This is a genomic window from Brevibacterium sp. SIMBA_078 (assembly GCF_046534565.1).
Lineage (GTDB): Bacteria > Actinomycetota > Actinomycetes > Actinomycetales > Brevibacteriaceae > Brevibacterium.
Genome location: NZ_JAWRYQ010000001.1, coordinates 623,695 through 648,599, shown reverse-complemented (window position 1 = coordinate 648,599; position 24,905 = coordinate 623,695). Strand labels below are relative to the sequence as shown.

Here is a 24,905-nt window from a genome sequence, read left to right as displayed (position 1 = left end):
GAAAAAACCTCCCGAGCCTTCGCCGGGAGGGAGGATATTGCGGGTGCAACCATCAGGGCGTCTCAGTCGCGTGCGACGGTGCGGTCGATTGCACCAGACACAGCGGCCGAGGCCACCATGCTCCTCCCATCCAGACTCTGACTGTCGGTTTCGGAATTTCACCGAATCAACCGCCTGCACGAATGCGAGCGGCTCGCGGACTATGACCGCCGGTACGGAATTTCACCGTCCCCGGAACATGTGAGGCCAGAGTAGCATGACCATCACCGAGGCGGCCGTGAGGTCCGTCACATGGTGACATTCGGGTGGGGTTAAGTTCTTGCGGGCGGGTGGGGTGGCGCCTTTCCGTGCGACGCGGAGCGGCGCCCGAGGTCGGGCTGGGCCTTTGCGCGCGAGGCGGAGCGGAGCTTGAGGCTTATGCCGATTTGTCAAAATGCATAACCTGGGTATATAAATAAGTTATGGATGATGTGGATTCGGCTGAACTCGTGTCGCGGCTCGTTGTCGTCTCGTCGCGCCTGACCAGAGCGTTTCGACGAGTGATCGGCAATGAGAACTCGCTGGTGGCGCTGCGTGCGCTCGCAGTCGTCGAGCAGTATCAGCCCGTACGGGTGGGCCATTTCGCGCAAGGATATCTGAGCTCTCAGCCCGCGGCGACGAAGCTCCTCGCCAAACTCGAAGAAGCCGGACTCGTCGTGCGCGAACCCAGTCCCACGGACGGCCGCGCGTCGCAGTTCTCGCTCACCGATGCCGGACGGGCGAGGCTGGCGGAGAACCGGTCGATCATGATCGAGCAGATGCAGCCCTACTTCGAGTCGCTGAGCGTCGAGGAGCGGCAGAGCGTCGATCGCGCTCTTGGGCTGGTATCGGACTTCCTCAAGGACCGCCACCCGGTCGACGGCGTCGACGAACCCGCCGACGAATCGGATCCGGAACCGACCGCGGGCTAGCCGTCGAGCACATCTCAGTTTTTCAACCACGTTTCCGAAGCGGACTTCGGAGCGGAGCGCACCATAGGAAAGGGGACGCGACCAGCAGATGAGAGCGTCAGCAGACAACGAAACAACAGGGGACGAAACACCCGGCGATTCCGGGGCGGGAGCGTCGATCCTTCGCCAGCCACGTGCCGTCTGGGCGGTCGCGTTCGCCGCGGTCATCGCCTTCATGGGCATCGGCCTGGTCGATCCGATCCTGCCGGCTATCTCGGCCGAGCTCGACGCCAGCCCCGCCCAATCGATGCTGCTGTTCACCAGCTACCTGTTCATCACCGGCGGAATGATGTTCTTCACGAGCTTCCTGTCATCCCGCATCGGTGCGAAGACCACACTGCTCATCGGTCTCGTCCTCATCGTCGCGTTCGCGGCTCTTGCCGGATTCTCCGGTTCCGTCGACCAGATCATCGGCTTCCGTGCCGGTTGGGGTCTGGGCAACGCGCTGTTCATCTCCACCGCCCTGTCGACGATCGTCGGTGCTGCGTCCGGTGGTGCTGAGAAGGCGATCATCCTCTACGAGGCGGCTCTCGGCGTCGGCATCGCCACCGGGCCGCTGCTCGGCGGACTCCTCGGCGGCATCTCCTGGCGCGGACCGTTCTTCGGAACCGCAGTCCTCATGGCCATCGGCTTCATCGCCATCGTTGTGCTGCTGCCGGGAGGCACGAGCTCGAACGGAGCTTCGGCTGAGCCGATCAAGCTCAGCGCCACATTCCGTGCGCTCGCTCGTCCGGGGGTGGCCATCCTCGGCGTCTCCGCTCTGCTCTACAACTTCGGCTTCTTCATTCTGCTGGCCTACAGCCCGTTCCCCGTCGAGGCTGCCGCCGCGAAGATGGGCATGGAGGACTTCGGGGCCATGGGTCTCGGCTACGTCTTCTTCGGTTGGGGCATCTGCGTGGCGATCACCTCGGTGTTCGGCGCTCCCGTGCTGACCAAGCGGATCGGGCGTCGTCGCAGCCTCATCGTCACCCTGGTCGCACTGGCCGTGCTGCTGGGGGTCATGTCCTTCCTCGTCGAGTCGCTGGCCGGAATCATCGTCTGCATCATCGTGGCCGGCATGCTTCTGGGCGTGCTCAACACGGTGTTCACCGAATCGGCGATGGAGGTCAGCGACCTGCCTCGTCCGGTCGCCTCGGGGACCTATTCGGGTGTGCGTTTCATCGGCGGTGCCGTGGCGCCGATCGTCGCCGGTGCGGTATCGGAATCGATCAGTGCGGGATCTCCGTACCTCTTCGGCGCCGGGGCCGTGCTGCTGTCGGTCGTCGTCATCTCACTCGGTTGGAAGAAGCTGCGTCGCGTCGACGGGCATATCGACGAGTCGCCGGTCGACGAGGCCTATGCGCTCACCGGAGGCGATGCCTGAGGGGAACTCGCCTGCAGGCAGTGCCGATCGTCGACGAGGCCGAGCCTTTTCGAAGCGGCCGCGAAGCGTTGATCACGGCGCCCGAGGAATCGTTCCTCGGGCGCCGTTTCCGTGTCCGGACCATGACAAGTGGGTGAATGATGCGCTGTGTTGCAGATCTGAAACCGGTTCGACACATGTTCGACGGAAAGCCTGGTGCAGAATAGTTTTCGCGCTTCCTGAAGAGCGGCTGAGCCAACTCGGCCCGTCGACGACGGAGCGCGATCAGAAACGTCACCTACAAATGAAGGTCATCATGTCCTACGACGCGAATGCAGCATACAACTCCGGCGCACCCGGTCAAGGAGCGCCAGGAGCCGGAGTGCCAGCCGGCCAGGGCTTCGGTGGAGCACCTCGCGGTGCCACCAGCCCCGATGACCTCACGCTCCCGCTCTACGGCGCGACTTTCGGCCAAGCCGTCAAGCGCTTCTTCAAGAACTACGTCAACTTCAAGGGACGCGCCTCGCGCAGCGAATTCTGGTTTGCCTATCTGTTCATCTTCCTGCTGGGAATCATTCCCGGAATCCTCTACAGCATCGGGATGATAGGAATGCTGTCATCGCTTGCGACGGCAGATCCATACGGGATGTCCGCTCCGGCAGCGCCGTCCGGAGGATCGATCGCGATGTTGGGCATCGGCGGTGTCCTCATGGGCATCATCGCTCTTGCCGTTCTTCTGCCGCAGATCGCCGTCGCTTGGCGGCGGCTCCACGATGCGAACTTCAGCGGCCTGCTCTACCTGCTTTCGCTGACCGGAATCGGCGGCATCGTGGTTCTCGTCCTGTGTGCCATGCCTTCCAAGCCCGAGGGTCAGCGCTTCGACGCCTGACCCCTCGGCCGGTGACTCCCTGATGGTCGGCCATCATTTTCATCTGCATCGACACCGATGAGATGATCTGCTGGCCGACCATTCTTGTACGCAATCACTACCAATGAGAGTCACCATGTCCTACGACGCGAACGCAGCATATAACTCCGACCCCGACGTGCCTGGCACAGGAACGCCGGACCAGGGAATGTCCGGCCAGGGATGGCCTGGTGGGCAGGGTTACGACGGGTTCGGCCATGGCGGATCACCCCGCGGTGCCACCAGCGCCGACGACCTTTCGCTTCCACTCTATGGCGCGACCTTCGGCCAAGCGATCAAACGCTTCTTCAGGAACTACGTGAAGTTCTCCGGGCGAGCGTCTCGCAGCGAATTCTGGTTCGCCTATCTGTTCTTGATTCTCGCGCCAATCATTCCCATGATTCTGGGATTTGCCGGGTCGGCGATGGCCGGAATCTCGACGTCGGGGGACTCCTACAACTCAACGCCTCCGGGCGGCGCGACGGCACTCATGGCCATCGCCGGAATCCTGTTGGCGGTCGTCTTCTTGGCCACGATCATTCCGTTTATCTCCGTCGGCTGGCGGCGCCTGCACGACGCTAATTTCCCGGGTCCGATGTTCTTCCTCTGGCTCATTCCGGGAGTAGGGCCGATCATCGTGCTCATCCTGATGGTCATGGAACCGAAGCCCGTAGGGCAGCGCTTCGACCGCTGAGTTCGGCGCAGGCATCACGCCCTGCTGCTGATACGTCCTACCGCTGCGTGGGCATCACGCCCCGTCAGTGTCATCTCGCACCGTTGCAAGTGTGCAAGGTGCCACCGGCGGGGCGTTGCGCTGCTAAGGGGGTGTATTGCGAGGCCCGGTGCGAGGTGCGGTGCGCGGTGTGCGGTGGGAGTTGAGTCCGGCGGTGCCCGATGCGCGATCTGGTTCTTCGCCGAGGCAGCCTGACGTCGGCGCTGATCGCGAACCTTCCAGCGCTCCCCGCGCCGAGGCGGGGCAGGCTGATCAGCGACTGCGGAGGGTTCTGAAGAATGAGGTAACCATCGCGGCGAAGACGATCGCCCAGACGGTCAGAGCGATCCAGTACCAGTGCTGCCCGATCCACTCGATCGCGGGCACATGATCCGAACGGCCCAGGTAGATGCTCGCCACCGAGTGCATGCCCACGGGGAACACCATGCTCCACAGCCCGGCCGCGTACGTCATCGGCTCCCGGTGGACGGCATGCTTCCAGATGCCTGCGGCGACGAGCGCCGGGATGAGCCACGTGGCGACAGCCCACAGCAGCGCCGAGGAAGCGCCGATCAGCACGCGTGTCGCCTCGAGCAGGGGAGCCTCGCCGAGATCGAGAATCCGCGAACCCGCAACGATCGTGATCGCCAGCGCGCCCATCGTCACCCAGTACGGAGCATCGAGATCCTTGGGCCCGAACCGATGCCGGAGAATGCGAACTCCGATGGCAATCACGCACACAACGTAGAGCGCCAGGCCCACGGCCCACATCACCACCGCCGTGAGCGCGAGGAAGGCGGCCAGACCGGGATCGGCGTACGGAGTGTTCGAAAGCTCGATCCCCAAACTTGACGCCGCCACGGCCACGGATTGGGCAGCGACGGCCCACACGAGCCATGTGCCGTTCACGCCGGCAGACACCGGCCGTGTGCTTGAGCCGAGGATGGCGGTGAAGGGGATCCCGTACCCGAGCACCAACCACAGCAGGGCGCCGAGACCGAAGAGGACGAGGGCAAGCGGGATCATGCCGAATCCGACGAGTCCCGTCGCCAGGACATTCGTCCCGGCCACAGCGGTGAAGAAGCCGAACGCCCGGGTCGGATCATGCAGGTCGTCGCGAACGGCGTCGCGATATCGGACGAGCCGCACCGCGGTGAGCACGATGAAGAACACGTAGAGTGCGACGGCAAGCCAGAACAGAGCGACGGACAGCAGATGCAGCCCCTTGAGCTCGGCACCGATCGACACGATCCCGGTCGCCATCACCGAGGCGAAGCACCCGGGAGCCAGTGTCGAAGGGCTCAGGCCCCACCTTCTGTGCAGTCCGGTGAGGCAGCGATCGGCCGTGCTCATCCGCTCCTCATCCTCGTCGTCGTGTGTTGAGAGACATCGACGTCTTCGATATTACGACTACACCCCCTGCATCCGCGCTCCGGATACACTCCCGGAGGCTTCGTCCGGCTGACCTAGAGAGCCGACCGAGAGGCCGCCCTCGAAAGGCCTCGGCCAGCCCGCCCGAATGGCCACCCGACGGCCCCTCCCCAGAAGGCCGGTGTGCGTTTCCTGACATCTCGGTACTTGGACCTGACTCTCGCAGCGGATCCATGAGATAATTCATTGGTGTTACCATCGGGTAACTTTGAATGGAGTCACCCGCTCCATACACCCGTGCGCAGGTAGTGGCGTATTCTGCAGTCACCTGCGCGATGCAGAAATATCCGGCGTGCACCGGATCGAAGCGGGCACAGACGATTGGGAGCCATGGCTATGGAGAGCACAACGGACACTCTCGCCGAGGACGCCGACATCGACGCGCCAGCGGTCTCGCTGCGCGGTTGGTCCCTGTCCGGAAAACAGGGCGATGTGTTCACCGATATCGACCTCGAGGTGCCGACCGGCGCCATCGCCGTCGTCCGCGGGCCCGCCGGCAGCGGGAAGACCTCCTTCCTGCTGTCCTTGGCTGCGAGGATGCGGGTCTCGGACGGGGAGGGCCGCCTCGGCGATATCGATATCCGCAAGCAGGCCCGCACCGTGCGCGGGCAGGTTGCGGTCGGACATATCGCCGGGCTGACGGACCTTGAGGACGACTTCACGGTCGCGCAGCACGTCGCCGAACGACAGATCATGCTGCAGCCCTGGTATAAGCCGTGGGCGTCGAAATCGACATTGCGCGAGGTCATCGGCCTCATCCGGGACACTTTCACCACGGCGGGTGAGATGATCGACGAACTCCCGCCGGGGACGTTCTCGAAGCAGGACGCCCAGCGCGCGGACTTCCTCATCGACGATGACGGAGAGGTATTCGTCTCCGAGCTGAGTGAGCTGCAGAAATTCTTCCTCGAGTTCGGGTTGGCGAGCCTCAGCCGCCCACCCGTCGTCGTCATCGACAACATCGACTACCTGCGCGAATCCGCCGACCGAGCCCGCGCTTGGGCCGGGATCCTCATCTACCAGCAGCTGCGCAGATCACGGGATCCCGAGGACCTGCTCACGGTCATCGTCTCCTGCGAGGACTCGAGCGAACTCGACATCGCCACCAGGTCGCTCGGCTCCCGCGCGGAGCCGTCGATTGTCGACCTCGAACTGCCGCCCCACTTTCCCGCTCATCGCGGGTCCAAACACTGAACTTCCTGCCCCACGTACACGAATCCGAGGAGATTCCCGAATGTTCTCCCTGCCCTGGTTAGAACTCTCACGATTCAAACGCCACACGATCACGCGACTGGCGATGATCGTCATCATCGTCATCCCGTCGATCTACGGCGGCCTGTACCTGGCCTCGAACTGGAACCCGACCGAGCACCTCGACAAGCTGCAGGCGGCCATCGTCAACGAGGATACGGGCGCGGAGAAGCCCGATTCGGACGGGGAGAGGCTCAACGCCGGCGATGACCTCGTCGACGAGATCACGCCGAAGGGCGAAGGCGGATTCGACTGGCAGGAGACCAGCCAGGAGGAGGCTGACAAGGGGCTTGCCGAGGGGAAGTACTTCGCGATCCTCGAAGTCCCCTCGGACTTCTCGGAAATGCTCGTGTCGACAGGCGGTGACGATCCGGAGCAGGCAGGGCTGCGGCTGCGCACCGACGATGCCCACAACTTCATCGTTGGACAGTTGGCCGGGACCATCCTCTCCGAGATCAAGTCGGGACTGAGCGAGACCACCACGGCCGAGTACGTCACCCAGGTGTATCTCGGATTCAACGACATCCACTCTGAGACGGAGAAGGCCGCGGATGGTGCGTCCGAACTGCACGACGGAGCAGGTCAGCTCCACGACGGCACCGGAGAGCTCGTCGACGGGACGACGAAGCTCGACAAGGGCGTCGGAACGCTGCAGACCGGTCTCATCGACCTCGACAAAGGTGCTGGTGAGCTGAAGAAGGGCAGCGGCGACCTGGCCGATGGTGCCTCTGATCTGAAGAAGGGCACAGCTGAGGCGAAGGACGGCTCGAAGAAACTCGCCGACGGCGCAGGGCAGGTCGCCGACGGCACCTCCGAACTGCGCGATACCGCAGACGAGGCCACAAAGAAGGCCGAGGACGTCAAACGCAAGGCCGATGATGTCGTCGACGGAGCGCGACCGAAGCTCGAGCGCGCCGAAGGGGACTTCGACGATGCCCGCACTACCGTCCGCGGGGACATGGACGACCGGATCAAGCAGCTGCAGGAGGACTATCCGGACGACCCGAACGTCAAGAAGCTCGCCGAGGATGCCAACGGCCTCGGTGAGGACCTCGATTCAGCGCACAAGCGCGCCTCCGACGCCAAAGACGAGGCCAAGAGCCTCGAGGACAAGCTGACCGACGCGGTCGACGGAGTGATGGACAAGATCCGCACGGCCGATAAGAAGATCGGCCAGCTCGACGATGGAGCGCAGAAGGTCGCGACCGGGGCCGACGATCTCCACTCCGGACTGATCAAACTCGACGCCGGAGCGGGCAAGCTCGCCAAGGGTGCCGGTGACCTCCATGACGGGGCCGTCCAGCTCAAGGACGGCACGGCGAAGGCCAAGGACGGAGCCGGTGATCTCAAGGACGGATCGGTTCAGCTCGTCGACGGGTCGAAGGAACTCGACAAGGGCGCTGGCAAACTCGACGACGGTTCCGGAGAACTCGCCGACGGTCTGGAGAAGGGACTCGAGCAGATCCCGACCTACGACAAGAAGGATCGGGAGAATCGTTCGGATGTCGTAGCTGTTCCCGTTGACGCGGACAAGGTCAAGGACAACGCCGTCGACGCCTATGGCGAGGGACTGTCCGCGTTCTTCGTCTCCTTGGCCCTGTGGATCGGCGGAATGATCACCTACATGGTGATCAACGCTATCCCGTACCGGGCGTTGTTCTCATCGGCCAGCTCGTCGCGGATCGCCTGGGCCGGCTACGTTCCGGGGCTGCTGTTCGGCATCGCCCAAGTCGCGGTCCTCTATGCGATCCTCACCTTCACCTTGGACTTCTCGGCCGGATCGTGGTTGTGGACGCTGCTGTTCTCGATGCTCGTGGCGGCCTGTTTCCACTCCGTGCACCAGTTGTGTGTCGCGGCCTTGGGCGGTGTCGGCAGGCTGATTGCCCTGGTTCTGCTGATGCTGCAGATCGCATCGGCAGGCGGAACCTATCCGGTGGAGACGGCGCCGAAGATCTTCCAGATCATCTCGCCGTTCCTGCCGATGACGCACGCGGTCAGCGGTCTGCGCACACTGGTTGCCGGCGGTGACATGTTCATCGCCGCGCAGGCAGCCGTGGTCTTGCTGCTGATGACCGCGATCTGTCTGGTCGCCACGATCGTGGTCTGCAGCCGCAAGCGCATGGTCACGCTCACTCAGCTCCACCCAAGCCTGCAGCTGTAGGTCCCCGGGCGACGAGTTCGGGCTTCCGGCGAGCGGTCCGAGTCGGTCATCCACGGAGGTGCGACTGCGGCGTCCAGGTGCGACTGCGACGTCCGAAAACTGCCGGATCGGAGCAGGAGAGTTCGGCAGACTCGACTTCAGTCAGGGATTCGTCTGATTGAAGGAGAGCTGATGTTCCGCGCGCTGCGCCCACGCCGTCCGAGTCCGTTCGTCCGGCTGGCTGCAGGCCGCACAGACACTTCCGTTCCTGCTGCTATCGATTCCGGCGGGAATCGCGGCAGATCGGCTCTCTCGACGGAGCCTTCTGCTCGGATCGGAGGCATTGAGGTTGCTGGCCCTGATCGCGACTGTCCTCCTCCTCGGTGCGGGCGTGCTCGATCTGCCTCTGCTCGGGGCACTGGGATTCATCGGAGCCGTCGGGACCGTATGCTTCACCGTGACGGCGCCGGCAATCATTCCCTCGATCGTCACCCGCGACGAGCTCGGCAATGCCAACCGCTGGATCGAACTGGGCCGGTCTGCGGCATTCGTCGCCGGTCCCGCACTGGGTGGTGCCCTGGTCAGCTGGACCGGTGCATCGGTCGCGTTCGTCGCAGCGACCTCGCTGTCGCTGCTGGCCATCGGGCTGTTGGTGCGTCTTCCGGCGTCGACTCCCCATCGGCCCCGGGAGGGTGGGAACCTGTTTCACGATCTCGTTGAGGGCGGCCGATTCGTCTTCTCCAATCGGTGGCTGCGCCCGGTCTTCGTCACGGCCTTGCTGTTCAACATCGGCTGGTTCGCACTGCAGGGAGTCTTCGTCGCCTATGGTGTCAGCGAGCTCGGAATGTCGGGCTCGCAGGTAGGGATGACGCTGGCTGCCTACGGAGTCGGAATGATCGCCGGTGCCACAGTGAACCCCTGGTTGGCTGCGCGTCTGCCGTTCGGCCTGATGGTCGTGGCCGGTCCGGTGTGCGGCACCGTCGCCGCAATTCTCATGTTCTCCACGGTGTGGCTGGGATCAGGAATGGTCGTCGCGGTGAGCTATTTCCTCTTTGGGTTCGGACCGATCATGTGGACGATCAGCACGACGACGCTGCGGCAGGCGGTGACCCCGGACTGGCTGCTGGGGCGAGTGTCGGCTCTGATCACAACGGCGACCCACGGCGCGCGTCCGGTCGGGGCGGCGCTTGGAGCATTCCTCGTCGAGGTAGCGCAGGTACCGCTGCGGGTCGTGGAGGAAGCGGCGCCAGTGATCGACCATGGTGAGGTCCTCCCACCGGGATTCGCGCAAGCCCCAGTCGCCGGCCTCGACGATCTTCGCTTCTGTGGCTCGGGCGAGGATGGGCGAGTGGGTGGCCATGACTGTCTGCAGGCCCTTCCGCTGGCGTTCGCGGATGAGCTGAAGGAGAGTCAGCGAGGCCGTGAAAGACAGGGCGCTCTCGGGCTCGTCGAGGATCCATAGCCCGAAGTCCATGAAGCAGCTCGTGAGCATGTCGACGAACATCTCGCCGTGCGATCTCTGCGCATAGTGAAGACCACGCGCCGAACCGACGCTCATGAGATAGGCCATGTTCTCGTGCATCGTTTCAGCGCGGAGGAAGAATCCGCTGCGATTCGTCGTCGCTCCGCGCACGATCTGCAGGTGTTCGCTCAGCTCGGGAGGAGCCTCGACGTGATCGCGCACTTCCCAACCGGAACCGCCGCCGTGTGGGAGGTCGAGAGCCGTGGCGATGGCCTCGATGATGGTCGACTTGCCCGAGCCGTTCTCGCCGACGAAGACGGTCGTGCGATCGAATTCGAAGCCGGACAGAACGTCGCGAACGGCCGGCAGATCGTGCAGCCAGGGACTCAGCTCCGGAGGGGACAGAGAATGCTCGGCCACTGAACGCAGCGGCAGGTCGATGCGGGGATCCATGTCTGGGACGGTACCGATGGGCACTGACATCGGCGACGACGTCGGTCGCCTCGGCGCAGCCTCTTATCCGAGTGCCAGCCGCACGGCCAGCACCACGAGCACGACGGCGATGATGACGTCGAGGACCTGCCAGACCCGCGGCCGGCCCAGGTAGCGGGAGAGCCCGCGGGCGCCGTAGCCGATGACGAGGAACCAGCTGATCGAGCCGAGCATCGCCCCGAACGTGAACGGCCATACCCCGTCCGGACCCTGCTGATTCGCGAGGTTGCCGAGCATGACGACGGTGTCGATGTAGACGCCGGGATTGAGGAACGTCAGCGCCAGAGTGGTGACGATGATGGACTTGAGGGTCCGCTGGTGTGTGTCCGCCTTCAGCCCGGTGGCTTCGCGCGCCGATTTCAGGCTCGTCCACGCGAACCACAGCAGGTAGGCCACACCCAGCCAGCGCAGGACTTCGAGCGCCCACGGCGCCAGCAGCACGATTGCCCCGATACCCACCGTGCCCGCTGCGATGAGCAGCACGTCGGCGACGATGCAGATGGTGACGACGACGCCGAGGTGCTCGCGACGGATCCCCTGCCGCAGCAGGAGTGCGTTCTGCGGGCCGACGGCGATGATGAGGGACCAGCCGGTGAGGAGTCCGGTGACGAGATGAGTGAGCACGGACTCAACAGTAGAGACCGACTGATCAGAAGAAAAACAACAGAATATGCATCTGATGCACAATTGCTTCATGAACATCGATCACGTCAAGGCGCTCGCCGCCGCTGTTGACGAAGGCACCGTCGAAGGGGCGGCCTTCGTTCTCGGCATCACCGCCTCGGCGGCGAGTCAGCGCATCCGCACGCTCGAGTCCCGCCTCGGGCAGGTGCTCATCCGACGAACGAACCCGATCACCGTCACCGAGGCGGGACAGGCGATCCTTCGCTACGCCCGGCAGGTCGAGCTGCTCGAGTCCGAGGCGCTCGACCGGCTGCACGGCATCGACGCCAACTCCCTCGGGGCGGGCGGATCCGGTGACCGGGGTCGTGAGCCTACGGTGCTCCGGGTGGGGGTGAATGCCGATTCGATGGCGACGTGGTTCCGCCCGATCTTCGCCGAGGCGGCCGGCTGGGACGATGTCGTCGTCCGCATCGAGATGGTCGATCAGGACAAGGCGCTGCCGCTCTTGGCCTCGGGAGAAGTGCTCGGCACGATCACCTCGACCGCGACCGGCGGATACGGGACAACGGTCGCCGAGCTCGGGGCGATGCGCTACACCGCCGTGGCCGAACGCTTCCTGTTCGATCGGCATTCCACCGGCACCGAGGCGGATCTGACCAGACTGCCGATGGTGAATTTCGGACAGGACGACGATCTGCAGTTCGAGTTCCTCAGGCGCTGCGGAGTTGAGGGCCGGCCCCCGATGTCGGTCGTGCCGGGCTCAGCGGAGTTCGCGGCCGCCGTGGAGGCAGGCCTCGGGTGGGGGATGGTGCCGGTTATGCAGCTCGACGGTCTCGAAGCCGACTTCGTCGAGATCGGCGCGGAGCCGTATATCGACGTGCCGCTGTACTGGCACCACTGGACTCTGGCCTCGGACAAGCTCTCCCGACTGACCGACGCACTGCGTCGCGCGGCCGCCGTCATGCGGTGATTCGGGGGCGGAGCTGAACTGCCCTCTGTTGATCCGCTCAGGAGCTGAGGAGCTTGCTGATCGTCCACTTGACCTGCTCATGTGCGGCGTCGACGGTCATGGTCTCGGGAGAGATGATCGAGTGCAGGGCGATGCCGTCGACGGTGGTGAAGAGTGCTGTGGCGGTCGGCGCCACCTCAGTCGGGTCGAGATGCCCCTCCTCTGCGAGCAGAATCAGCCAGCGATGCAGGCTGTCATAGGTGACACGGTGACCGTGTTCGAGGAGGCGCCGGGACACTGCCCGCTTCTCCGCTCCAAGGGCATGCAGGTGCATGGAGAACCAGGTTTCGAGCTGCACATCCCGATGCTCATGGGTCGGCAGGAACTGAGCGCAGCACTCATAGAGGCGGTCGGCCGGGTCGCGGTTCGCATCAGCGATGGAGAAGTCCTTGACGACGATGTCGATGGAGCGCCGAGCGACTGCTTCGTGGAGGTCTGCCTGGGTAGGGAAGTAATGGCGCAGCGTCGATGGTCCGACCCCTGCTTCCTTGGCCACGGCGCGCACACTGAGGTTCGCATGCCCCGGCTGCGACCACTCAGCCAGGCGGATGGCTGCGGCGACGATCTCGTCTCGCTTCGACAACCGTGACTCCTCGCTTCATTGACAACGATGCTTCAACTCAGTGTATAGTACGTTGTACTAGTACGGTGTGCCAAAGCGTTGAAACGGCGCGGCAGGAACAGTGTGCTGACCCGACCAGAGGACCCGAACGGAAGAAGAGAGAGCCCTCATGATCGACAGTCTGCAGGAATTCGCCGGAATCATCCCCGACTGGCTGCAGTGGGCGGGCATTCTGCTCGTCTCGGCCATCCCCTTCGTCGAGTCGTATTTCGGCGCTGTCATCGGCGTCGCGATCGGACTCCACCCCGTGGTCGCCATCCTCATGGCCATCATCGGCAACGTCATCTCGATGCTCGCCTTCGTCTACGGCGCCGGTGCGATCCGCGACAAAGCCACGAAGAACAAACAGACCGAGGAGAAGCCGAAACGGCAGCGGCTCAAGCGCATGTTCGACAAATTCGGCGTGCCGGGAGTCTCACTGCTCGGCCAGACACTCCTGCCCTCGCAGATCACCTCGTCCGCGATGGTCGGCTTCGGTGCAAACCGCAATGTTGTGGCTTTCTGGCAGGTCATCTCGATCATCCTCTGGGGCGTCCTCTTCGGAGTGCTCGCCACCCTGGGCATCGAGCTCGCGTTGCGCTGAGGAAGGGGCGCTCGGTCGGGCCGTGTCACACCCTCCACCTAGACTGGTCCCATGACGGAATCCACCCCGACATCCCCGCCTATTGCAGGCTCGCCCAGCGCCCCTGCCGATTTCGCGATCGAGGCGCAGCGGATTCTGGCCGAGCTTACCGCGAACCCGAACGCGCAGTTCCGCGATGGCCAGCTCGAGTCCATCCGCGACCTCGTGCAGGCGAAGAAACGCGTCCTCGTCGTCCAGCGCACCGGTTGGGGCAAGTCCGCGGTGTACTTCGTGGCCACTCGGATGCTCCGGGCCTCGGGCACCGGGCCGAGCCTTATCATCTCCCCGCTGCTGGCACTCATGCGCGACCAGATCGCCGCCGCCGAACGCGCCGGAGTCCGCGCGGCCAGCCTCAACTCCTCGAACGTCACCGAATGGGATTCCGTGCTCGAGGACCTCAAAGCGGGCAGCCTCGACGTCCTCCTCGTCTCCCCTGAGAGGCTGAACAACCCACAGTTCCGCGACGAAGTGCTGCCCCAGCTGCTGGCCTTCCTCGGACTCATCGTCGTCGACGAAGCCCACTGCATCTCCGACTGGGGGCACGACTTCCGCCCCGATTACCGCCGCATCGGCCACATCCTGTCCGAACTGCCCCAGAACACCCCGGTCCTCGCGACGACCGCGACCGCAAACTCCCGCGTCGTCACCGACGTCGCCGAGCAGCTCGGCGACGACACCACCGTCGTCCGCGGTGAACTCGCCCGAGATTCCCTGCGCCTCGGCGTCCTCCCAGGGCTCGACGCCAGCTCCCGCATCGCCTGGCTGGCCTCCCATCTCAACGACTTCACCGGGTCCGGAATCGTCTACACGCTCACCGTCTCCGCTGCCGAGGACATCACCCGAATGCTGCGCGAACAAGGCCACCAGGTCCGCGCCTATACGGGCCGGACCGATGCGGAAGAACGCGCGGAACTCGAGCAGCAGCTCAAGGACAATCGGATCAAGGCGCTGGTGGCCACCTCGGCGCTGGGCATGGGATTCGACAAACCGGACCTCGGATTCGTCATCCACATCGGCGCGCCCTCCTCAGCCGTGGCTTACTACCAGCAGGTCGGCCGAGCCGGCCGCGCCACAGACTCCGCCGATGTCCTGCTGTTGCCCGGCGCAGAAGACGAACAGATCTGGGAGTACTTCGCGACCGCATCGATGCCGAACCAGGACGATGCGAACGCCGTGCTCGCAGCCCTCGCCGAGGCGGACGGCCCCCTCTCCGTGGCCCGCTTGGAGACCTTGGTCGGAACCAAACGCTCCCGACTCAACTTGCTGCTCAAGACCCTCGAAGTCGAAGACGCGGTGTCGAAGGTCAAGGGCGGGTACGTCTCAACCGGGCTGGGGTGGACCTACGACCGGGAACGGTACGAAAAGGTCGCGGCCGTACGCGCCGAAGAGGCCCAGGCCATGCTCGATTATGAGGCGACAGAGCAGTGCCGGATGGAGTTCCTCATCCGTCAGCTCGACGATCCCGACCCGCAGCCGTGTGGGCGCTGCGACAACTGTGCGGGAGTGTGGTTCTCTGCCGAGATCTCCGACGAACAGCGCCAAGCGGCGGCCGGCAACCTGCACAAGATCGGCCTGCCGATCGAGCCGCGCAGCACCTGGCCCAGCGGATTGGCCAATATCGGTGTCCCTCTCAAGGGTCGGATCCCGGCTGAAGAGCTCGCCGAGGAGGGACGTGCCATCGCCCGCCTCTCCGACCTCGGACAGGGGCAGAGTCTGCGCTCGTTTCTCGCCCCTGATGCTCCCGATGTAGAGGTGCCCGGTCAGATCGGCAAGTGGTGTCTTGAAGTCCTGGCACAGTGGAATTGGAGAACACGGCCCGAGGTGGTCGTGTCGATCCCGAGCAATCGCCGTCCTGTGACGGTGCGGTCTCTGGCCGCGAATCTCGCCGCGGCCGGCCGTCTTGTCGATGGGGGTGAGTTGCTGCAGGTCGGCGACCACGGCACCCCTGATGTCAACAGTGCCTTCCGCGTCAAGGACCTCTATGAGGCCTTCGTTGTTCCTCCGGAGATCGAGGAGGCAGTGGCCGGGAAGTCAGTGCTGCTGGTCGACGACGAGGTCGTCTCGCGGTGGACGATGACGGTCTGCGCACGATTGCTGCGCAAGGCGGGAGCCACCTCGGTGCTGCCGTTTGCCCTTGCACTCCGGGCCTGAGGTCAATTCGACGAGCCGTCCCGGAGCTGACCCCAGCCGAATTCGGTCTCCGATATTTCATCTCGAAGATCTTCGAAGAATCGATCTCGCGCCTCATCCATGCTTTCGTGCATATAGGAATCTGAAACGATGACGCTGAGAGTCTCTCCGCATGCCTGAATAGACGCAACGAATCGATCGAGCCTAGACCCCTCAGATTCGATAGTAAGTTGTTCGAATTCGGCATCAGTAAGCAGCTTCTGAATCGCTGGAATTACTATGTATTCGATCCTGCCGTTCAGTTCCGTGCTGATGTCCAAATGGATCCGCTCTCTTTGACTTCCAGTCGTGCGACACTCTCGGCCGTCGGCTCGTTGGTTTCGAGCTTAAACGTCGGCTAATGAAGATGCCATAAATACAGAGACTGTCGCGATGTTCATTCTGAGACTATTCAGCGACCGCATGATTTCAAAGCTCACCATCAAGCGTGCTGGATGACTTGCAGCGGTACCTCTAACTCCTCTGCAGGTCTCTGACCAGGCGCGGAGTTGACCGGCGTCCGACCTTCACTGTCCACTTCGACCACGGGTAGGAGAGCCGGACATGGAAATAGTTGATGTATTCGGCGACCGCAAACAGCCAGATGACGATGATGAGAACCGCGCTGAGCGAAACGCCGGGCCAAGCGACGACGATGCCGATGAGTGAGGCGAGAAGCACCAGCGGGTTGATGACTCGCAGAAACCGATAGATTCGAGCCACCGGTCTTGGAATCGGGGCCGGCAGATGATGCCGAGCGATCAGCCAGTAGATTCCGGCCTGGACGAGGATGAAGAGCAGCGGGGACAGTGCTGCCCATAGCGCTGCTTCGGTTCGATCGGCCGTGACGAAAGCGAGCCGTGTCGGAATGACAGCGAAGACCGCTGCGGCGACGATCTCCCCTAGCCCCAGGCTGAGGAATCGCCGCCGCAGCGGTGCAAAACGGTCGGTGTCAGTCACAGCCGGATCAGCGACTGCCGAAGGGGCCGTCGACCAGAACAGTGCCGGGCCGCCTCGGCGAGGCTGACGGTCACAGATTCTGCTGCAGCTGGAACGTCGCCCCTTCGGGATCGGTGACCGTGACTATGCGTCCGTACGGGGAGTCTTCCGGACCGGCGAGCACCTTGCCGCCGAGCTCTGTCACCTTCGCTGCCGAGGCATCGGCGTCTTCGACATTGATGTAGGTGCGCCAGTAGGAGTTCTGTGCCCACTCGCTGGCATCGCAGATTCCGGCCACAGCCTCATCGCCGTCGCCGTGTGTCGAGTACGGGAAACCTTCCATCGGGGTGATGTCGAATGAGAAGACGTTGCCGTAGAACTCATTCGCAGCCTGGTAGTTCGTCGTCATGAGCTCGAACCACACAGGGGTTCCCGGGGTGAGCGGAGTGTCGAAGCCGGAGAACTCACCGGGCTGCCACATGCCGATGGGCGATCCCGTCGGATCGACGACGACGGCCATCTGGCCGAGTGGGCCGACGGGCATGGGGCCGACAACATCGGTGGCCCCGGCAGCCAGTGCGGCTTGGTGGACTCCGGCGATGTCCCCAGTGTGCAGGTAGGTCGACCAGGCCGTGGGCATCTCCAGGCTCGGGGTGCCGTCCATGTTCATGGCTCGCATCGCGCCGCCGACGTTGCCTCCGTCCTTCGTGATCATGTTGTAGTGGCCGAAGTCCTCACCCATGTCGGTGAATTCCCAGCCGAAGAGCTGATTGTAGAAGTTCTGGGCCGCCTCGAAGTCCTGGCAGACATAGTCGATCCAGATCGGCTGGCCTTCGCGGGGGTTGACAGGCATTGCGTCTCCTCTTGAGGTGGGGTGGAGGTGAGTTGCAGTTGTCGTTGCCGACCGCAGAGTGACGACCCTACTGCCAGGCGCGCGTGAAATCCGCGAAGCAGTCGGTCAGCGCCGCCTGCAGAAGCGGACCGAAGGTCACGCGCCCGACCCCGAGCTCAGTGAGCTGAGCGAGGTCGAGTTCTTCGGGCACCGCGCCCTTGATCGGATGCGCGGTGACATTGAGCGGCAGAGTGATCTGCTCGAGGATCGACTTGAGCGTGCCCACATCGGGGAGTCGGACGGGGTAGACGGAGTCCGCGCCGGCTTCGGTGCACAGACGGAGACGTCGGACCACCTCGGCGGTGGGGTCTTCGAATTCGCCGGGATATTTGAACACATCGGTGCGGGCGTTGATGACGACGTGGACCCGCTGCGCTTCGGCGGCTTGGCGCAGGCTCCAGATGTATTCGGCGTGCTCCTCGGGACTGCGCATGCTGCCCCGACTGTGGACGGTGTCCTCGATATTCACGCCCACGGCCCCGGCTTCGAGGAGGCCGGCGATGAGTTCGGGGGCGGGGGTGTCGTATCCGGATTCGAGATCCGCGGTGACGGGAACATCCACCGCCGAGGTGATCCGGGAGATCCCCTCGAGCGCTTGCTCGAGCGTCATGTTCTCACCATCGGCATGGCCGAGCGAATCGGCGAGCGGGTGCGACCCGATACTCAGAGCGTTGAAACCGACATCGACCATCGCACGAGCCGACCAGGCATCCCAGACGGTCGGCAGCACGAGGGGTTCGTCCTGGTGATGTCCCTGCAAGAGGGTGAAAGCGCGTTCGGCAAGAACCGTGTAATCGACCATGGTCAATACCATTCCACTGTTGTGCCTCGACACGCCAGGGTTCGGATGGGTTCACCAGAAGGTTTCAGGCAAGCGCAGTGATAGCGTGAACAACATCCGATGTCGCCGTACGGAGGAGCAGAGGTGGCCGGTTCGGGCACCATCCGCGTTTCGCCCAAACCCGAGCGGGTGTGGGCACTGCTCGCCGTGCTTGCCGGCATAGCCACGATTCTCATCGAGATACCCGCGGCTTTGCTGTCCGAGGGCGGCTACTCGTTCGCGCAGCAGCCCATCAGTCATCTGGGGATGACCGGGTGCGGGGATTGGGGAGACGTCGGAACCCCGATCGAGGTCTGCTCACCGGCCCATCCCTTCGTCAACGGCGTCTCCATCATCTCCGGATCGATGCTCGCGATCATCGCCTTCATCTGGCACGACTGGATCGCCCCGGGCCACTGGGGAAGGTGCGGGTCATTCCTGCTGGCCGCCGGAGGAATGCTGCTGGCAGGAACCGGAATGGTCCCGGCCGATATCGACCCGACCCTGCACGCAGTCTTCGGATTCGGCGGATCTGCGATCCAGAACCTCGGCCTGATAGCGGCCGGCATCGCCTTGATCCGATGGCCCGAGAAACGCTGGATCGGTCCCGTCGAATTCGGTGGACTCACGCTCGGGCTGGGCGTATTCGGGCTCGCCGGAGCACTTCTCTTGGCTGCTCCCGAGAATTGGAATCTGCCCGACGGCATCGTCGAGAGAGCGGCGTCCTACCCCTTCCTCATCTGGTTCATCCTCGCCGGATGGATGCAGCTGCGCGACGCCTCCAGGCGAAAACGCGAACTCGCCTCCGGGCGTTGAAGCTCTACAGCCTCGGAGTCCGCGGAGGCACCTGCCGGCGGGAATCGGTTGCTTCGAACGCCGCAGCGATCTCGATGAGCGCGGAGTCGTCCCAGCCGCGTCCGGCAATCGTCAGGCCCACTGGAATTTCGGTATCGGACATGGTCCCCATCGGCACCGTCACCGAAGGAATCCCCAGGTGCCGGGGCGCGAGGTTGCCGTTGGCCACCCAGGTGCCGTTGCGCCAACCGAGATCGGCAGACGCTTCGTTGACGTCCATATCGGCCGGCCCCACATCGGCCATCGCCGGGAAGATCACCGCATCGAGGCCTTGCTCGTCCATCCACTCCTCGAGGTCGACTCGGCGGGTCTCCTCGAGCCCACGCACACCGGATTCGAGCTCCGGGATCTCCGTGACCGAGGCGTAGCGATTCGTGCGCACCTGCTCGGGGTAGGTCGCGATGTCATCGTCGAACCCGACGTAGCGATCCGGCAGCGCACCGGGCGGGTGGGGGAAGATCAAGGATCCGTCCACCTCGGCGAGGGTGTTGAGATTGGGGTCGCCGTTCGCGGCGAGGAAATCATCCCATCCCCACGACGAGAGGTCATTGATCTCCCGATCGAGGTAGGAGGCGGTGACGAACCCCCGCGTTGCGATCGTCGGCGCACCGGGACGGTCGCTCTCGTAGTTGCTCACGACCGGGAAGTCGGTCTCGACCACCTCTGCGCCTGCGGATTCGAGATCGGCTCGCGCCGACTGCCAGGTCCGCATCACCGAGGCGCGGGTCTCTACGCGTTGTCCGGTGGGCCCTCCGATACCGCCGTCCGGGTTCGTCCCGGCTTCGTCATCGGCGTTGATGTACATCCGCGGGACCCCAAGACGCTTGCCGGCCAACACCGACCCAGCCGCCGCGACCGATTCCGGAAGCAGTGCGGCATAGGAGTCAGGGCGAACCGCGCTCGCCTTCGGGATGTCCACCCAGGGTTGGACGCGCCAGAAGTCCCCGCGAGTCTGTTCGTCATCGGCGACGATGACGTCGAGAACCTCCGCGAGGTCGGCCATCGTTCGCGTGTGGGGGACGACGACGTCCATGGTCGGCACGAGCGGCCAGTTTCCGCGCACGCTGATGACCCCGCGCGAGGGTGTGTAGGCGACGAGCGCATTGTGCGAGGCCGGGGCGCGGCCGGATGACCAGGTCTCCTCGCCGAGGCCGAAGGCTGCGAAGCTCGCCGTCGTGGCCGTGCCCGAACCGTTCGAGGAACCGGAGGCGAAGGCGCTGGTCAGCCAGTCGGCGTTGTAGGGGCTTTCGGCGCGACCGTAGAGTCCGCGCTGCATGCCGCCGTTGGCCATCGGCGGCATGTTCGTCAGCCCCAAGCAGATGGCGCCGCCGGCGCGCAGACGTTCGATCGTGAACGCATCCTTCTGTGCGATGAGGTCGGCGAAGGCCGGTGATCCGGAGGCCACGGTGAGGCCGGCGACCATATAACTGTCTTTCGCGGTGTACGGAATCCCGTCGAGGGGGCCGAACGTCTTGCCGGCTGCGCGCCGTTCGTCGGAGGCGGCCGCCTCGGCGAGTGCCTGCGGGTTCGCAACGATCACGGAATTGAGTTTCGTGTCGGTGTCGGGACCGTCGAACGCGGCGATCCGGTCCTGATAGGCCTCGACGAGCTCCACCGAGGTGGTGCGGCCGTCCTCGAGGGCGGCTCGCAGATCGGCGATGGACGCTTCGACGACATCGAACTTCGACATGATCTTCCTCCGGGCACTCGACGGTGCGTGCGCGATGTGGGTGTGTTCCTGCCCAGAGTAGCGCCGATTCGCCGAGGATGGGCTGCGGATTTCGTTGTCTGCGGAGTGCTGAGTGCGGTATTCGCGGTCTGTACGATCGGGGCATGACGGTCAACGCGATCATTCTCACCGGCGGCCGTTCGCGACGCTTCGACGGCGTTCACAAACCCGGCGTCGAGGTCGACGGACGTTCGACGATCTCTCGGATCCTGCAGAGCATCCGCGGTGCGGCAGCCGACGCCGAGGTGTGGGTGGCCGGACCCGCAGACGGACTCTCGGAAACGGAGCAGAAAAGCGTCCGCATCGTGAGGGAGGAACCCGAGTTCTCGGGACCGTTGGCTGGGATCGCGGCCGCAGTCGCGGCGATGCCGGCGGAGGCGGCCCTCCCGGCCGAGACGGCCGATGTCACCCTTGTCCTGGCGGGGGACATGCCGCTGATCACGGCGGGCCACCTCGGTGAGCTCATCTCCACGTGCCGGGCCACCGGACGTCCGGCCACGGGCACCGACGATCGCGGGAAGACGCAGTTCCTCTGCGCGGCCTGGCCGCCTCGGCTGCTGCGTGCCCGTCTGACTGAGATCGGCGACCCCACAGATGGAGCAGTGAAACTGCTGTTCAACGGTCTCGATCCGGCGGTGGTCGCCGTGGACCCGGACGAGGTGAGTGATTTCGACACTGCAGCCGAGCTCGAAGCGATTCGAGCCCGGCTCAGCCCTGACGGGCCTTGAAGCGAGGATTCTTCTTGTTGATGACATAGACGCGACCGCGCCGGCGGACCACCTGCGAACCGGGCAATGACTTCAGCGAACGCAGCGAACGACGAACCTTCATGAGTGCGACTCCTTAATGAGAATGGGTATCATTAGAGTCAATACTATGTTTTCGAACGAAGGGAAGCGAATGCAGGGATCAGACGAGCGCGGCCGGAGTCCCATCGTCGACGGAATCGAAGCGATCGCCGTCGTCGGACTCTGCGCCGCCGAACGCAGGCGCTATGCGATGGGTCTGGCCAGGGATCGCGGCCATGTTTTCGTGCCGGCGGAGCAGACGGAGCAGGGCATCGAGGCGATCGACCGCCTCGTCGAACTGGTCGGCATGACCTCCGGGGTGCACGGGTTCGTCCTCGAATATGGGGAAGACACGGACTGTGCGGAGATCATCGGGGCCCTGAGCGCCCCCGACACGCGAGCCGTGCTCACCGACCTCGTCTGCGTGCTCGATCTTGCCTGCCTGCACAGCGATCTCGATTCGGACGTGCGCGCAGGAACTCTGGTTGCGCAGATCGAATTCGCCTCGACCCTGGCCCTGCTCGCGCCCGATGCTGCCGACTCGGCCGGGACCGAGGCGGCCATCGGGCTGATCGCGCACCTGGCGCCCGAGGCCGAGCGCTTTCTCCTGCGTGACGGCGCGGTGCATGAGCCGGTGTGCTGGCAGTTCGGGCACCGCCCTCCACCTGCGGGGTGGACGGCGATACTCAACTCGGAGTTTCGGCCTCCGGCCCGGTCGGGAGGTGTCCGGGCCTGCCGCTTCGAGCAGGCGCGACCCTTTCACCTGCGGCGACTGCGGGCAGTGCTGAGTGCGGCTCTCGGCGAAGGGTGCTGGGGGCGCATCGTCCGTTCAGCCGGTTTCGCGAAGCTGGCTTCCCGACCCTATGTGACCGCGCATTGGGATCAGACGGGCGCGCTGCTGACGTTCTCACCGCTGACTGCTGATCCGTTGCCCGGTGCTGAGCTGTTGGCGCTCGGTCAGGATCTCGCATTCATCGGCTTCGACCTCGACGAGGCGGGGCTGTGCGAAGCGCTCGACCGCGCCGTCCTCACCGATGCCGAGTTTCTGGCGGGTCCGATGTCCTGGTTGGAGTATCACGACGAGTTCCCCGCGTGGGACTCCGCGCACCGCGGATGATGCCAACGCTCTGAGGCTGACGCCGAGGCGGTGTTCCGGATGCGCCGGGGCGAGCTCCGGCTGACGCCGAGGCGGTGTTCCGGATGCGCTCAGCCGGCCGCCCGGCATTCGCCGCACAGGCCGAAGATCTCGAAGACGTGGTGGGTGATCTCGAAGCCGTTCGACGTCGCAATCTGACGCATCCAGTCCTCGCTCGGCGGGTCGATCTCGACGGCGGTGCCGCAGCGCTCGCAGACGAGATGGTGATGGTGCTCGGTCTGTGCGCAGGCGCGGAAGAGCTGGGTCTCGGCGATGGTGATGGTATCGGCATCGCCGCCGCGTGCGAGCGCATTGAGCTGCCGGTAGACGGTGGCGAGGCCGACGCTGGCTCCTTCGTCTTCGAGGCGGCGGTGGAGCTGTTTGGCGGAGACGAAGCGGGTCTCCGTCTCCAAAGCAGAGCGGATGAGCGCCTTCTGTGCGGTGCTGCGCGTCTTCTTCTGCGGAGCTGCCATGAGGAAGTCCTCCCTTATCGTCTCTGTCGAACTCATCGTCGACGCCACAGGGGCATATGCATGAGCGTGCATATGCGAGAGAAATAATGAAACACGTTACCATTAACGGGCGATTCGCCCACACCTCTACGATTGACCCTGTACCGAGGACGGGGCCCGCAGGCACAGCGGAACCCGTGCGGTCGAACCACCGAGCACGAACACCGAGCACGACCACCGAGCACGACCACCGAGGAGGCGCAATGAGCGGACCCGTCCGCAGACCTGCGATCCCGGTCATCCTGCTCACCGGCTACCTCGGTGCCGGAAAGACGAGCCTGCTCAATCACCTGCTGCGCCACCCCGACGCCCGCATCGGCGTCATCGTCAACGACTTCGGCGACCTCAATATCGACGCCGGACTCGTCGTCGGCCAGGTCGACGAACCGCTGTCGATCTCGGGCGGATGCGTGTGCTGCCTGACCGATGACTCCGAACTCGAAGACGCGCTCGTGGCGATGACGAACCCCAAGCTGCGCCTCGACGCGATCATCGTCGAAGCCAGCGGATTCGCCGAGCCCCTGACCCTGGCCCGTATGATCACGCGCATGGGCCACCACCGATTCCACCTCGGCGGGGTCATCGACGTCGTCGACGCCACCATGTACTTCGACACCGTCGATACCTCGAATCTGCCGCCCCTGCGCTTCGCCGCGACGACGTTGGTGCTGGTCAACAAGCTCGACCAGGTGCCGACCGCCGGCCGTGACGCCACGGTCGAGGCCGTGCGTGCCCGCGTCCACGAACGCAATCCGCGCGTCATCGTCATCGGCACCCAACACGGCCGCCTCGACCCCACACTGATCTTCGACCCGGGCGAAGACGAGCAGGATCGTCGCCGAAGCGGCTCCGACGCCGGTGACGACCCGATCCAACCTGAGCTGCCGATCCGGGAACTGCTGCGTCAGGCCTATGCCGAGGCGGCGGCCGACGAGTTCGGTGACGACGAGGTCGAGGTGGAATCCATGCCCCACCGGCACGCCCAGTCGGTGACCGTCACCGGCAACGGCCCAGTCGATCCGGATGCGGTGATGGATTTCGTCGAAGACCTCCCGCCCGGGGTGTATCGCGTGAAGGGCACAGTGCTCGCGGCTGTAGGATCTCGCAGGCGCAGCTTCGATGTGCAGGCTGTGGGTCCGAACGTCTACGTCGCCGAGGCGGCCCGACCTGTCCCGAAGACTCCGTCATCGAGGGCAGGGAATGGTGATCGGCCGGATGTCGACAGCGTCCTCGTCGCCATCGGAGAGGACTTCGACACCGAGGCGGCCGAAGCCACTTTGACCGCCGCCCTCAATAGCGACGCCGCCGGAGGCCTGGATGTCGCGGCATCAGGCAGTGACCGTTCCGAACGCCTCCTCCACCACGTCCGCCTCCACACCTGATTACTACCTGACGGCGGCCCAGCAACCTCGCGCGAGGTTGCTGGGCCGCCGTCAGGTAGTAAGGGGAGGGGATCCTCCGGT

Annotated in this window: 23 protein-coding genes, 2 pseudogenes and 1 riboswitch; of the genes and pseudogenes, 14 read left to right on the top strand and 11 right to left on the bottom strand. The window is 64.5% G+C overall.

What is annotated here, in order from left to right; genetic code table 11:
* Window positions 1-114: 114 nt before the first annotated feature.
* Window positions 115-243, bottom strand: a riboswitch (FMN riboswitch).
* A gap of 218 nt (window positions 244-461) precedes the next feature.
* The 4 genes from SB749_RS02920 to SB749_RS02905 all read left to right on the top strand — a co-directional run bounded on the left by SB749_RS02920 (window position 462) and on the right by SB749_RS02905 (window position 3,932).
* On the top strand, window positions 462-950 hold the full coding sequence (locus tag SB749_RS02920) for a MarR family winged helix-turn-helix transcriptional regulator (RefSeq protein WP_410708944.1): 489 nt from the start codon (window positions 462-464) through the stop codon (window positions 948-950).
* Window positions 951-1,038: 88 nt separating this feature from the next.
* Window positions 1,039-2,352: an MFS transporter gene (locus SB749_RS02915; RefSeq protein WP_410708943.1), complete on the top strand. Its 1,314-nt coding sequence runs from the start codon at window positions 1,039-1,041 to the stop codon at window positions 2,350-2,352.
* Window positions 2,353-2,647: 295 nt separating this feature from the next.
* Window positions 2,648-3,220 (top strand): DUF805 domain-containing protein, encoded by a 573-nt coding sequence (locus tag SB749_RS02910; protein WP_410708942.1) that lies wholly within the window; start codon window positions 2,648-2,650, stop codon window positions 3,218-3,220.
* A 115-nt stretch (window positions 3,221-3,335) separates the two neighbouring features.
* On the top strand, window positions 3,336-3,932 hold the full coding sequence (locus SB749_RS02905; protein ID WP_410708941.1) for a DUF805 domain-containing protein: 597 nt from the start codon (window positions 3,336-3,338) through the stop codon (window positions 3,930-3,932).
* A gap of 291 nt (window positions 3,933-4,223) precedes the next feature.
* Here SB749_RS02905 and SB749_RS02900 read toward each other — a convergent pair whose 3' ends face one another.
* Complete coding sequence (locus SB749_RS02900) at window positions 4,224-5,303, bottom strand: tellurite resistance/C4-dicarboxylate transporter family protein (protein ID WP_410708940.1); 1,080 nt, start codon at window positions 5,301-5,303, stop codon at window positions 4,224-4,226.
* A 414-nt stretch (window positions 5,304-5,717) separates the two neighbouring features.
* Between SB749_RS02900 and SB749_RS02895 the strand changes: the two genes are divergently transcribed.
* The 3 genes and pseudogenes from SB749_RS02895 to SB749_RS02885 form a co-directional block, all read left to right on the top strand.
* Entirely contained in the window at window positions 5,718-6,575 is an 858-nt protein-coding gene (locus tag SB749_RS02895) for an ATP-binding cassette domain-containing protein (protein WP_410708939.1), read from the top strand.
* A 40-nt stretch (window positions 6,576-6,615) separates the two neighbouring features.
* Window positions 6,616-8,793 (top strand): YhgE/Pip family protein, encoded by a 2,178-nt coding sequence (locus tag SB749_RS02890; protein WP_410708938.1) that lies wholly within the window; start codon window positions 6,616-6,618, stop codon window positions 8,791-8,793.
* A gap of 217 nt (window positions 8,794-9,010) precedes the next feature.
* A pseudogene (locus SB749_RS02885) lies at window positions 9,011-10,234 on the top strand (MFS transporter); the annotation flags it as partial.
* 291 nt (window positions 10,235-10,525) lie between these two features.
* Here SB749_RS02885 and SB749_RS02880 read toward each other — a convergent pair.
* Together SB749_RS02880 and SB749_RS02875 are read right to left on the bottom strand one after the other, a co-directional pair.
* Window positions 10,526-10,687: pseudogene (locus SB749_RS02880) on the bottom strand (AAA family ATPase); the annotation flags it as partial.
* Window positions 10,688-10,750: 63 nt separating this feature from the next.
* A complete protein-coding gene (locus tag SB749_RS02875) occupies window positions 10,751-11,350 on the bottom strand; it encodes a LysE/ArgO family amino acid transporter (protein WP_410708937.1) in 600 nt (199 codons plus the stop codon).
* A gap of 70 nt (window positions 11,351-11,420) precedes the next feature.
* Here SB749_RS02875 and SB749_RS02870 point away from each other — a divergent pair, with 70 nt between their 5' ends.
* Complete coding sequence (locus tag SB749_RS02870) at window positions 11,421-12,320, top strand: ArgP/LysG family DNA-binding transcriptional regulator (RefSeq protein WP_410708936.1); 900 nt, start codon at window positions 11,421-11,423, stop codon at window positions 12,318-12,320.
* 37 nt (window positions 12,321-12,357) lie between these two features.
* On the opposite strand, the gene SB749_RS02865 is transcribed toward SB749_RS02870, so the two are convergent.
* Complete coding sequence (locus SB749_RS02865; protein ID WP_410708935.1) at window positions 12,358-12,942, bottom strand: TetR/AcrR family transcriptional regulator; 585 nt, start codon at window positions 12,940-12,942, stop codon at window positions 12,358-12,360.
* Window positions 12,943-13,090: 148 nt separating this feature from the next.
* Between SB749_RS02865 and SB749_RS02860 the strand changes: the two genes are divergently transcribed.
* The gene (locus SB749_RS02860; RefSeq protein WP_410708933.1) at window positions 13,091-13,564 is read left to right on the top strand and encodes a hypothetical protein; all 474 of its coding nucleotides are present in this window, start codon (window positions 13,091-13,093) and stop codon (window positions 13,562-13,564) included.
* 51 nt (window positions 13,565-13,615) lie between these two features.
* Window positions 13,616-15,754, top strand: coding sequence for a RecQ family ATP-dependent DNA helicase (locus SB749_RS02855; RefSeq protein WP_410708932.1), 2,139 nt, complete (start codon window positions 13,616-13,618; stop codon window positions 15,752-15,754).
* A 2-nt stretch (window positions 15,755-15,756) separates the two neighbouring features.
* On the opposite strand, the gene SB749_RS02850 is transcribed toward SB749_RS02855, so the two are convergent.
* From SB749_RS02850 to SB749_RS02835, 4 genes are all read right to left on the bottom strand, one after another.
* Window positions 15,757-16,053, bottom strand: a complete 297-nt coding sequence (locus SB749_RS02850) for a hypothetical protein (protein WP_139467910.1) — start codon at window positions 16,051-16,053, stop codon at window positions 15,757-15,759.
* Window positions 16,054-16,246: 193 nt separating this feature from the next.
* On the bottom strand, window positions 16,247-16,732 hold the full coding sequence (locus tag SB749_RS02845) for a hypothetical protein (RefSeq protein ID WP_216657056.1): 486 nt from the start codon (window positions 16,730-16,732) through the stop codon (window positions 16,247-16,249).
* A gap of 70 nt (window positions 16,733-16,802) precedes the next feature.
* Window positions 16,803-17,564 carry a VOC family protein gene (locus tag SB749_RS02840; RefSeq protein ID WP_410708930.1) on the bottom strand — a complete coding sequence of 254 codons (762 nt, stop codon included), beginning with the start codon at window positions 17,562-17,564 and terminating at the stop codon, window positions 16,803-16,805.
* A 67-nt stretch (window positions 17,565-17,631) separates the two neighbouring features.
* The gene (locus SB749_RS02835) at window positions 17,632-18,405 is read right to left on the bottom strand and encodes an isocitrate lyase/phosphoenolpyruvate mutase family protein (protein ID WP_410708929.1); all 774 of its coding nucleotides are present in this window, start codon (window positions 18,403-18,405) and stop codon (window positions 17,632-17,634) included.
* A 99-nt stretch (window positions 18,406-18,504) separates the two neighbouring features.
* Here SB749_RS02835 and SB749_RS02830 point away from each other — a divergent pair, with 99 nt between their 5' ends.
* Window positions 18,505-19,239, top strand: coding sequence for a DUF998 domain-containing protein (locus tag SB749_RS02830; protein ID WP_410708928.1), 735 nt, complete (start codon window positions 18,505-18,507; stop codon window positions 19,237-19,239).
* A gap of 4 nt (window positions 19,240-19,243) precedes the next feature.
* Here SB749_RS02830 and SB749_RS02825 read toward each other — a convergent pair whose 3' ends face one another.
* Window positions 19,244-20,968: an amidase gene (locus tag SB749_RS02825; RefSeq protein WP_410708927.1), complete on the bottom strand. Its 1,725-nt coding sequence runs from the start codon at window positions 20,966-20,968 to the stop codon at window positions 19,244-19,246.
* Window positions 20,969-21,111: 143 nt separating this feature from the next.
* Here SB749_RS02825 and SB749_RS02820 point away from each other — a divergent pair, with 143 nt between their 5' ends.
* Window positions 21,112-21,735 carry a molybdenum cofactor guanylyltransferase gene (locus tag SB749_RS02820; RefSeq protein ID WP_410708925.1) on the top strand — a complete coding sequence of 208 codons (624 nt, stop codon included), beginning with the start codon at window positions 21,112-21,114 and terminating at the stop codon, window positions 21,733-21,735.
* Here SB749_RS02820 and ykgO read toward each other — a convergent pair.
* On the bottom strand, window positions 21,716-21,838 hold the full coding sequence (ykgO, locus tag SB749_RS02815) for a type B 50S ribosomal protein L36 (RefSeq protein WP_139467916.1): 123 nt from the start codon (window positions 21,836-21,838) through the stop codon (window positions 21,716-21,718). The two genes, SB749_RS02820 and ykgO, sit on opposite strands and share 20 nt — an antisense overlap.
* A 45-nt stretch (window positions 21,839-21,883) precedes the next feature.
* Between ykgO and SB749_RS02810 the strand changes: the two genes are divergently transcribed.
* Complete coding sequence (locus SB749_RS02810) at window positions 21,884-22,912, top strand: GTP-binding protein (RefSeq protein WP_410708924.1); 1,029 nt, start codon at window positions 21,884-21,886, stop codon at window positions 22,910-22,912.
* Window positions 22,913-23,001: 89 nt separating this feature from the next.
* On the opposite strand, the gene SB749_RS02805 is transcribed toward SB749_RS02810, so the two are convergent.
* The gene (locus SB749_RS02805) at window positions 23,002-23,439 is read right to left on the bottom strand and encodes a Fur family transcriptional regulator (RefSeq protein ID WP_410708923.1); all 438 of its coding nucleotides are present in this window, start codon (window positions 23,437-23,439) and stop codon (window positions 23,002-23,004) included.
* A 206-nt stretch (window positions 23,440-23,645) separates the two neighbouring features.
* On the opposite strand from SB749_RS02805, the gene SB749_RS02800 reads away from it, so the two are divergent.
* Window positions 23,646-24,824, top strand: coding sequence for a CobW family GTP-binding protein (locus SB749_RS02800; protein ID WP_410708922.1), 1,179 nt, complete (start codon window positions 23,646-23,648; stop codon window positions 24,822-24,824).
* The last annotated feature ends 81 nt before the right edge of the window (window positions 24,825-24,905 follow it).

Coding starts and splice junctions, on each gene's coding strand:
- SB749_RS02820 (WP_410708925.1), top strand. CDS start 21,112: ATGACGGTCAACGCGATCATTCTCACCGGCGGCCGTTCGCGACGCTTC.
- SB749_RS02895 (WP_410708939.1), top strand. CDS start 5,718: ATGGAGAGCACAACGGACACTCTCGCCGAGGACGCCGACATCGACGCG.
- SB749_RS02805 (WP_410708923.1), bottom strand. CDS start 23,439: ATGAGTTCGACAGAGACGATAAGGGAGGACTTCCTCATGGCAGCTCCG.
- ykgO (WP_139467916.1), bottom strand. CDS start 21,838: ATGAAGGTTCGTCGTTCGCTGCGTTCGCTGAAGTCATTGCCCGGTTCG.
- SB749_RS02800 (WP_410708922.1), top strand. CDS start 23,646: ATGAGCGGACCCGTCCGCAGACCTGCGATCCCGGTCATCCTGCTCACC.
- SB749_RS02900 (WP_410708940.1), bottom strand. CDS start 5,303: ATGAGCACGGCCGATCGCTGCCTCACCGGACTGCACAGAAGGTGGGGC.
- SB749_RS02810 (WP_410708924.1), top strand. CDS start 21,884: ATGTTTTCGAACGAAGGGAAGCGAATGCAGGGATCAGACGAGCGCGGC.
- SB749_RS02905 (WP_410708941.1), top strand. CDS start 3,336: ATGTCCTACGACGCGAACGCAGCATATAACTCCGACCCCGACGTGCCT.
- SB749_RS02910 (WP_410708942.1), top strand. CDS start 2,648: ATGTCCTACGACGCGAATGCAGCATACAACTCCGGCGCACCCGGTCAA.
- SB749_RS02840 (WP_410708930.1), bottom strand. CDS start 17,564: ATGCCTGTCAACCCCCGCGAAGGCCAGCCGATCTGGATCGACTATGTC.
- SB749_RS02890 (WP_410708938.1), top strand. CDS start 6,616: ATGTTCTCCCTGCCCTGGTTAGAACTCTCACGATTCAAACGCCACACG.
- SB749_RS02825 (WP_410708927.1), bottom strand. CDS start 20,968: ATGTCGAAGTTCGATGTCGTCGAAGCGTCCATCGCCGATCTGCGAGCC.
- SB749_RS02830 (WP_410708928.1), top strand. CDS start 18,505: ATGTCGCCGTACGGAGGAGCAGAGGTGGCCGGTTCGGGCACCATCCGC.
- SB749_RS02855 (WP_410708932.1), top strand. CDS start 13,616: ATGACGGAATCCACCCCGACATCCCCGCCTATTGCAGGCTCGCCCAGC.
- SB749_RS02915 (WP_410708943.1), top strand. CDS start 1,039: ATGAGAGCGTCAGCAGACAACGAAACAACAGGGGACGAAACACCCGGC.
- SB749_RS02860 (WP_410708933.1), top strand. CDS start 13,091: ATGATCGACAGTCTGCAGGAATTCGCCGGAATCATCCCCGACTGGCTG.
- SB749_RS02835 (WP_410708929.1), bottom strand. CDS start 18,405: ATGGTCGATTACACGGTTCTTGCCGAACGCGCTTTCACCCTCTTGCAG.
- SB749_RS02920 (WP_410708944.1), top strand. CDS start 462: ATGGATGATGTGGATTCGGCTGAACTCGTGTCGCGGCTCGTTGTCGTC.
- SB749_RS02870 (WP_410708936.1), top strand. CDS start 11,421: ATGAACATCGATCACGTCAAGGCGCTCGCCGCCGCTGTTGACGAAGGC.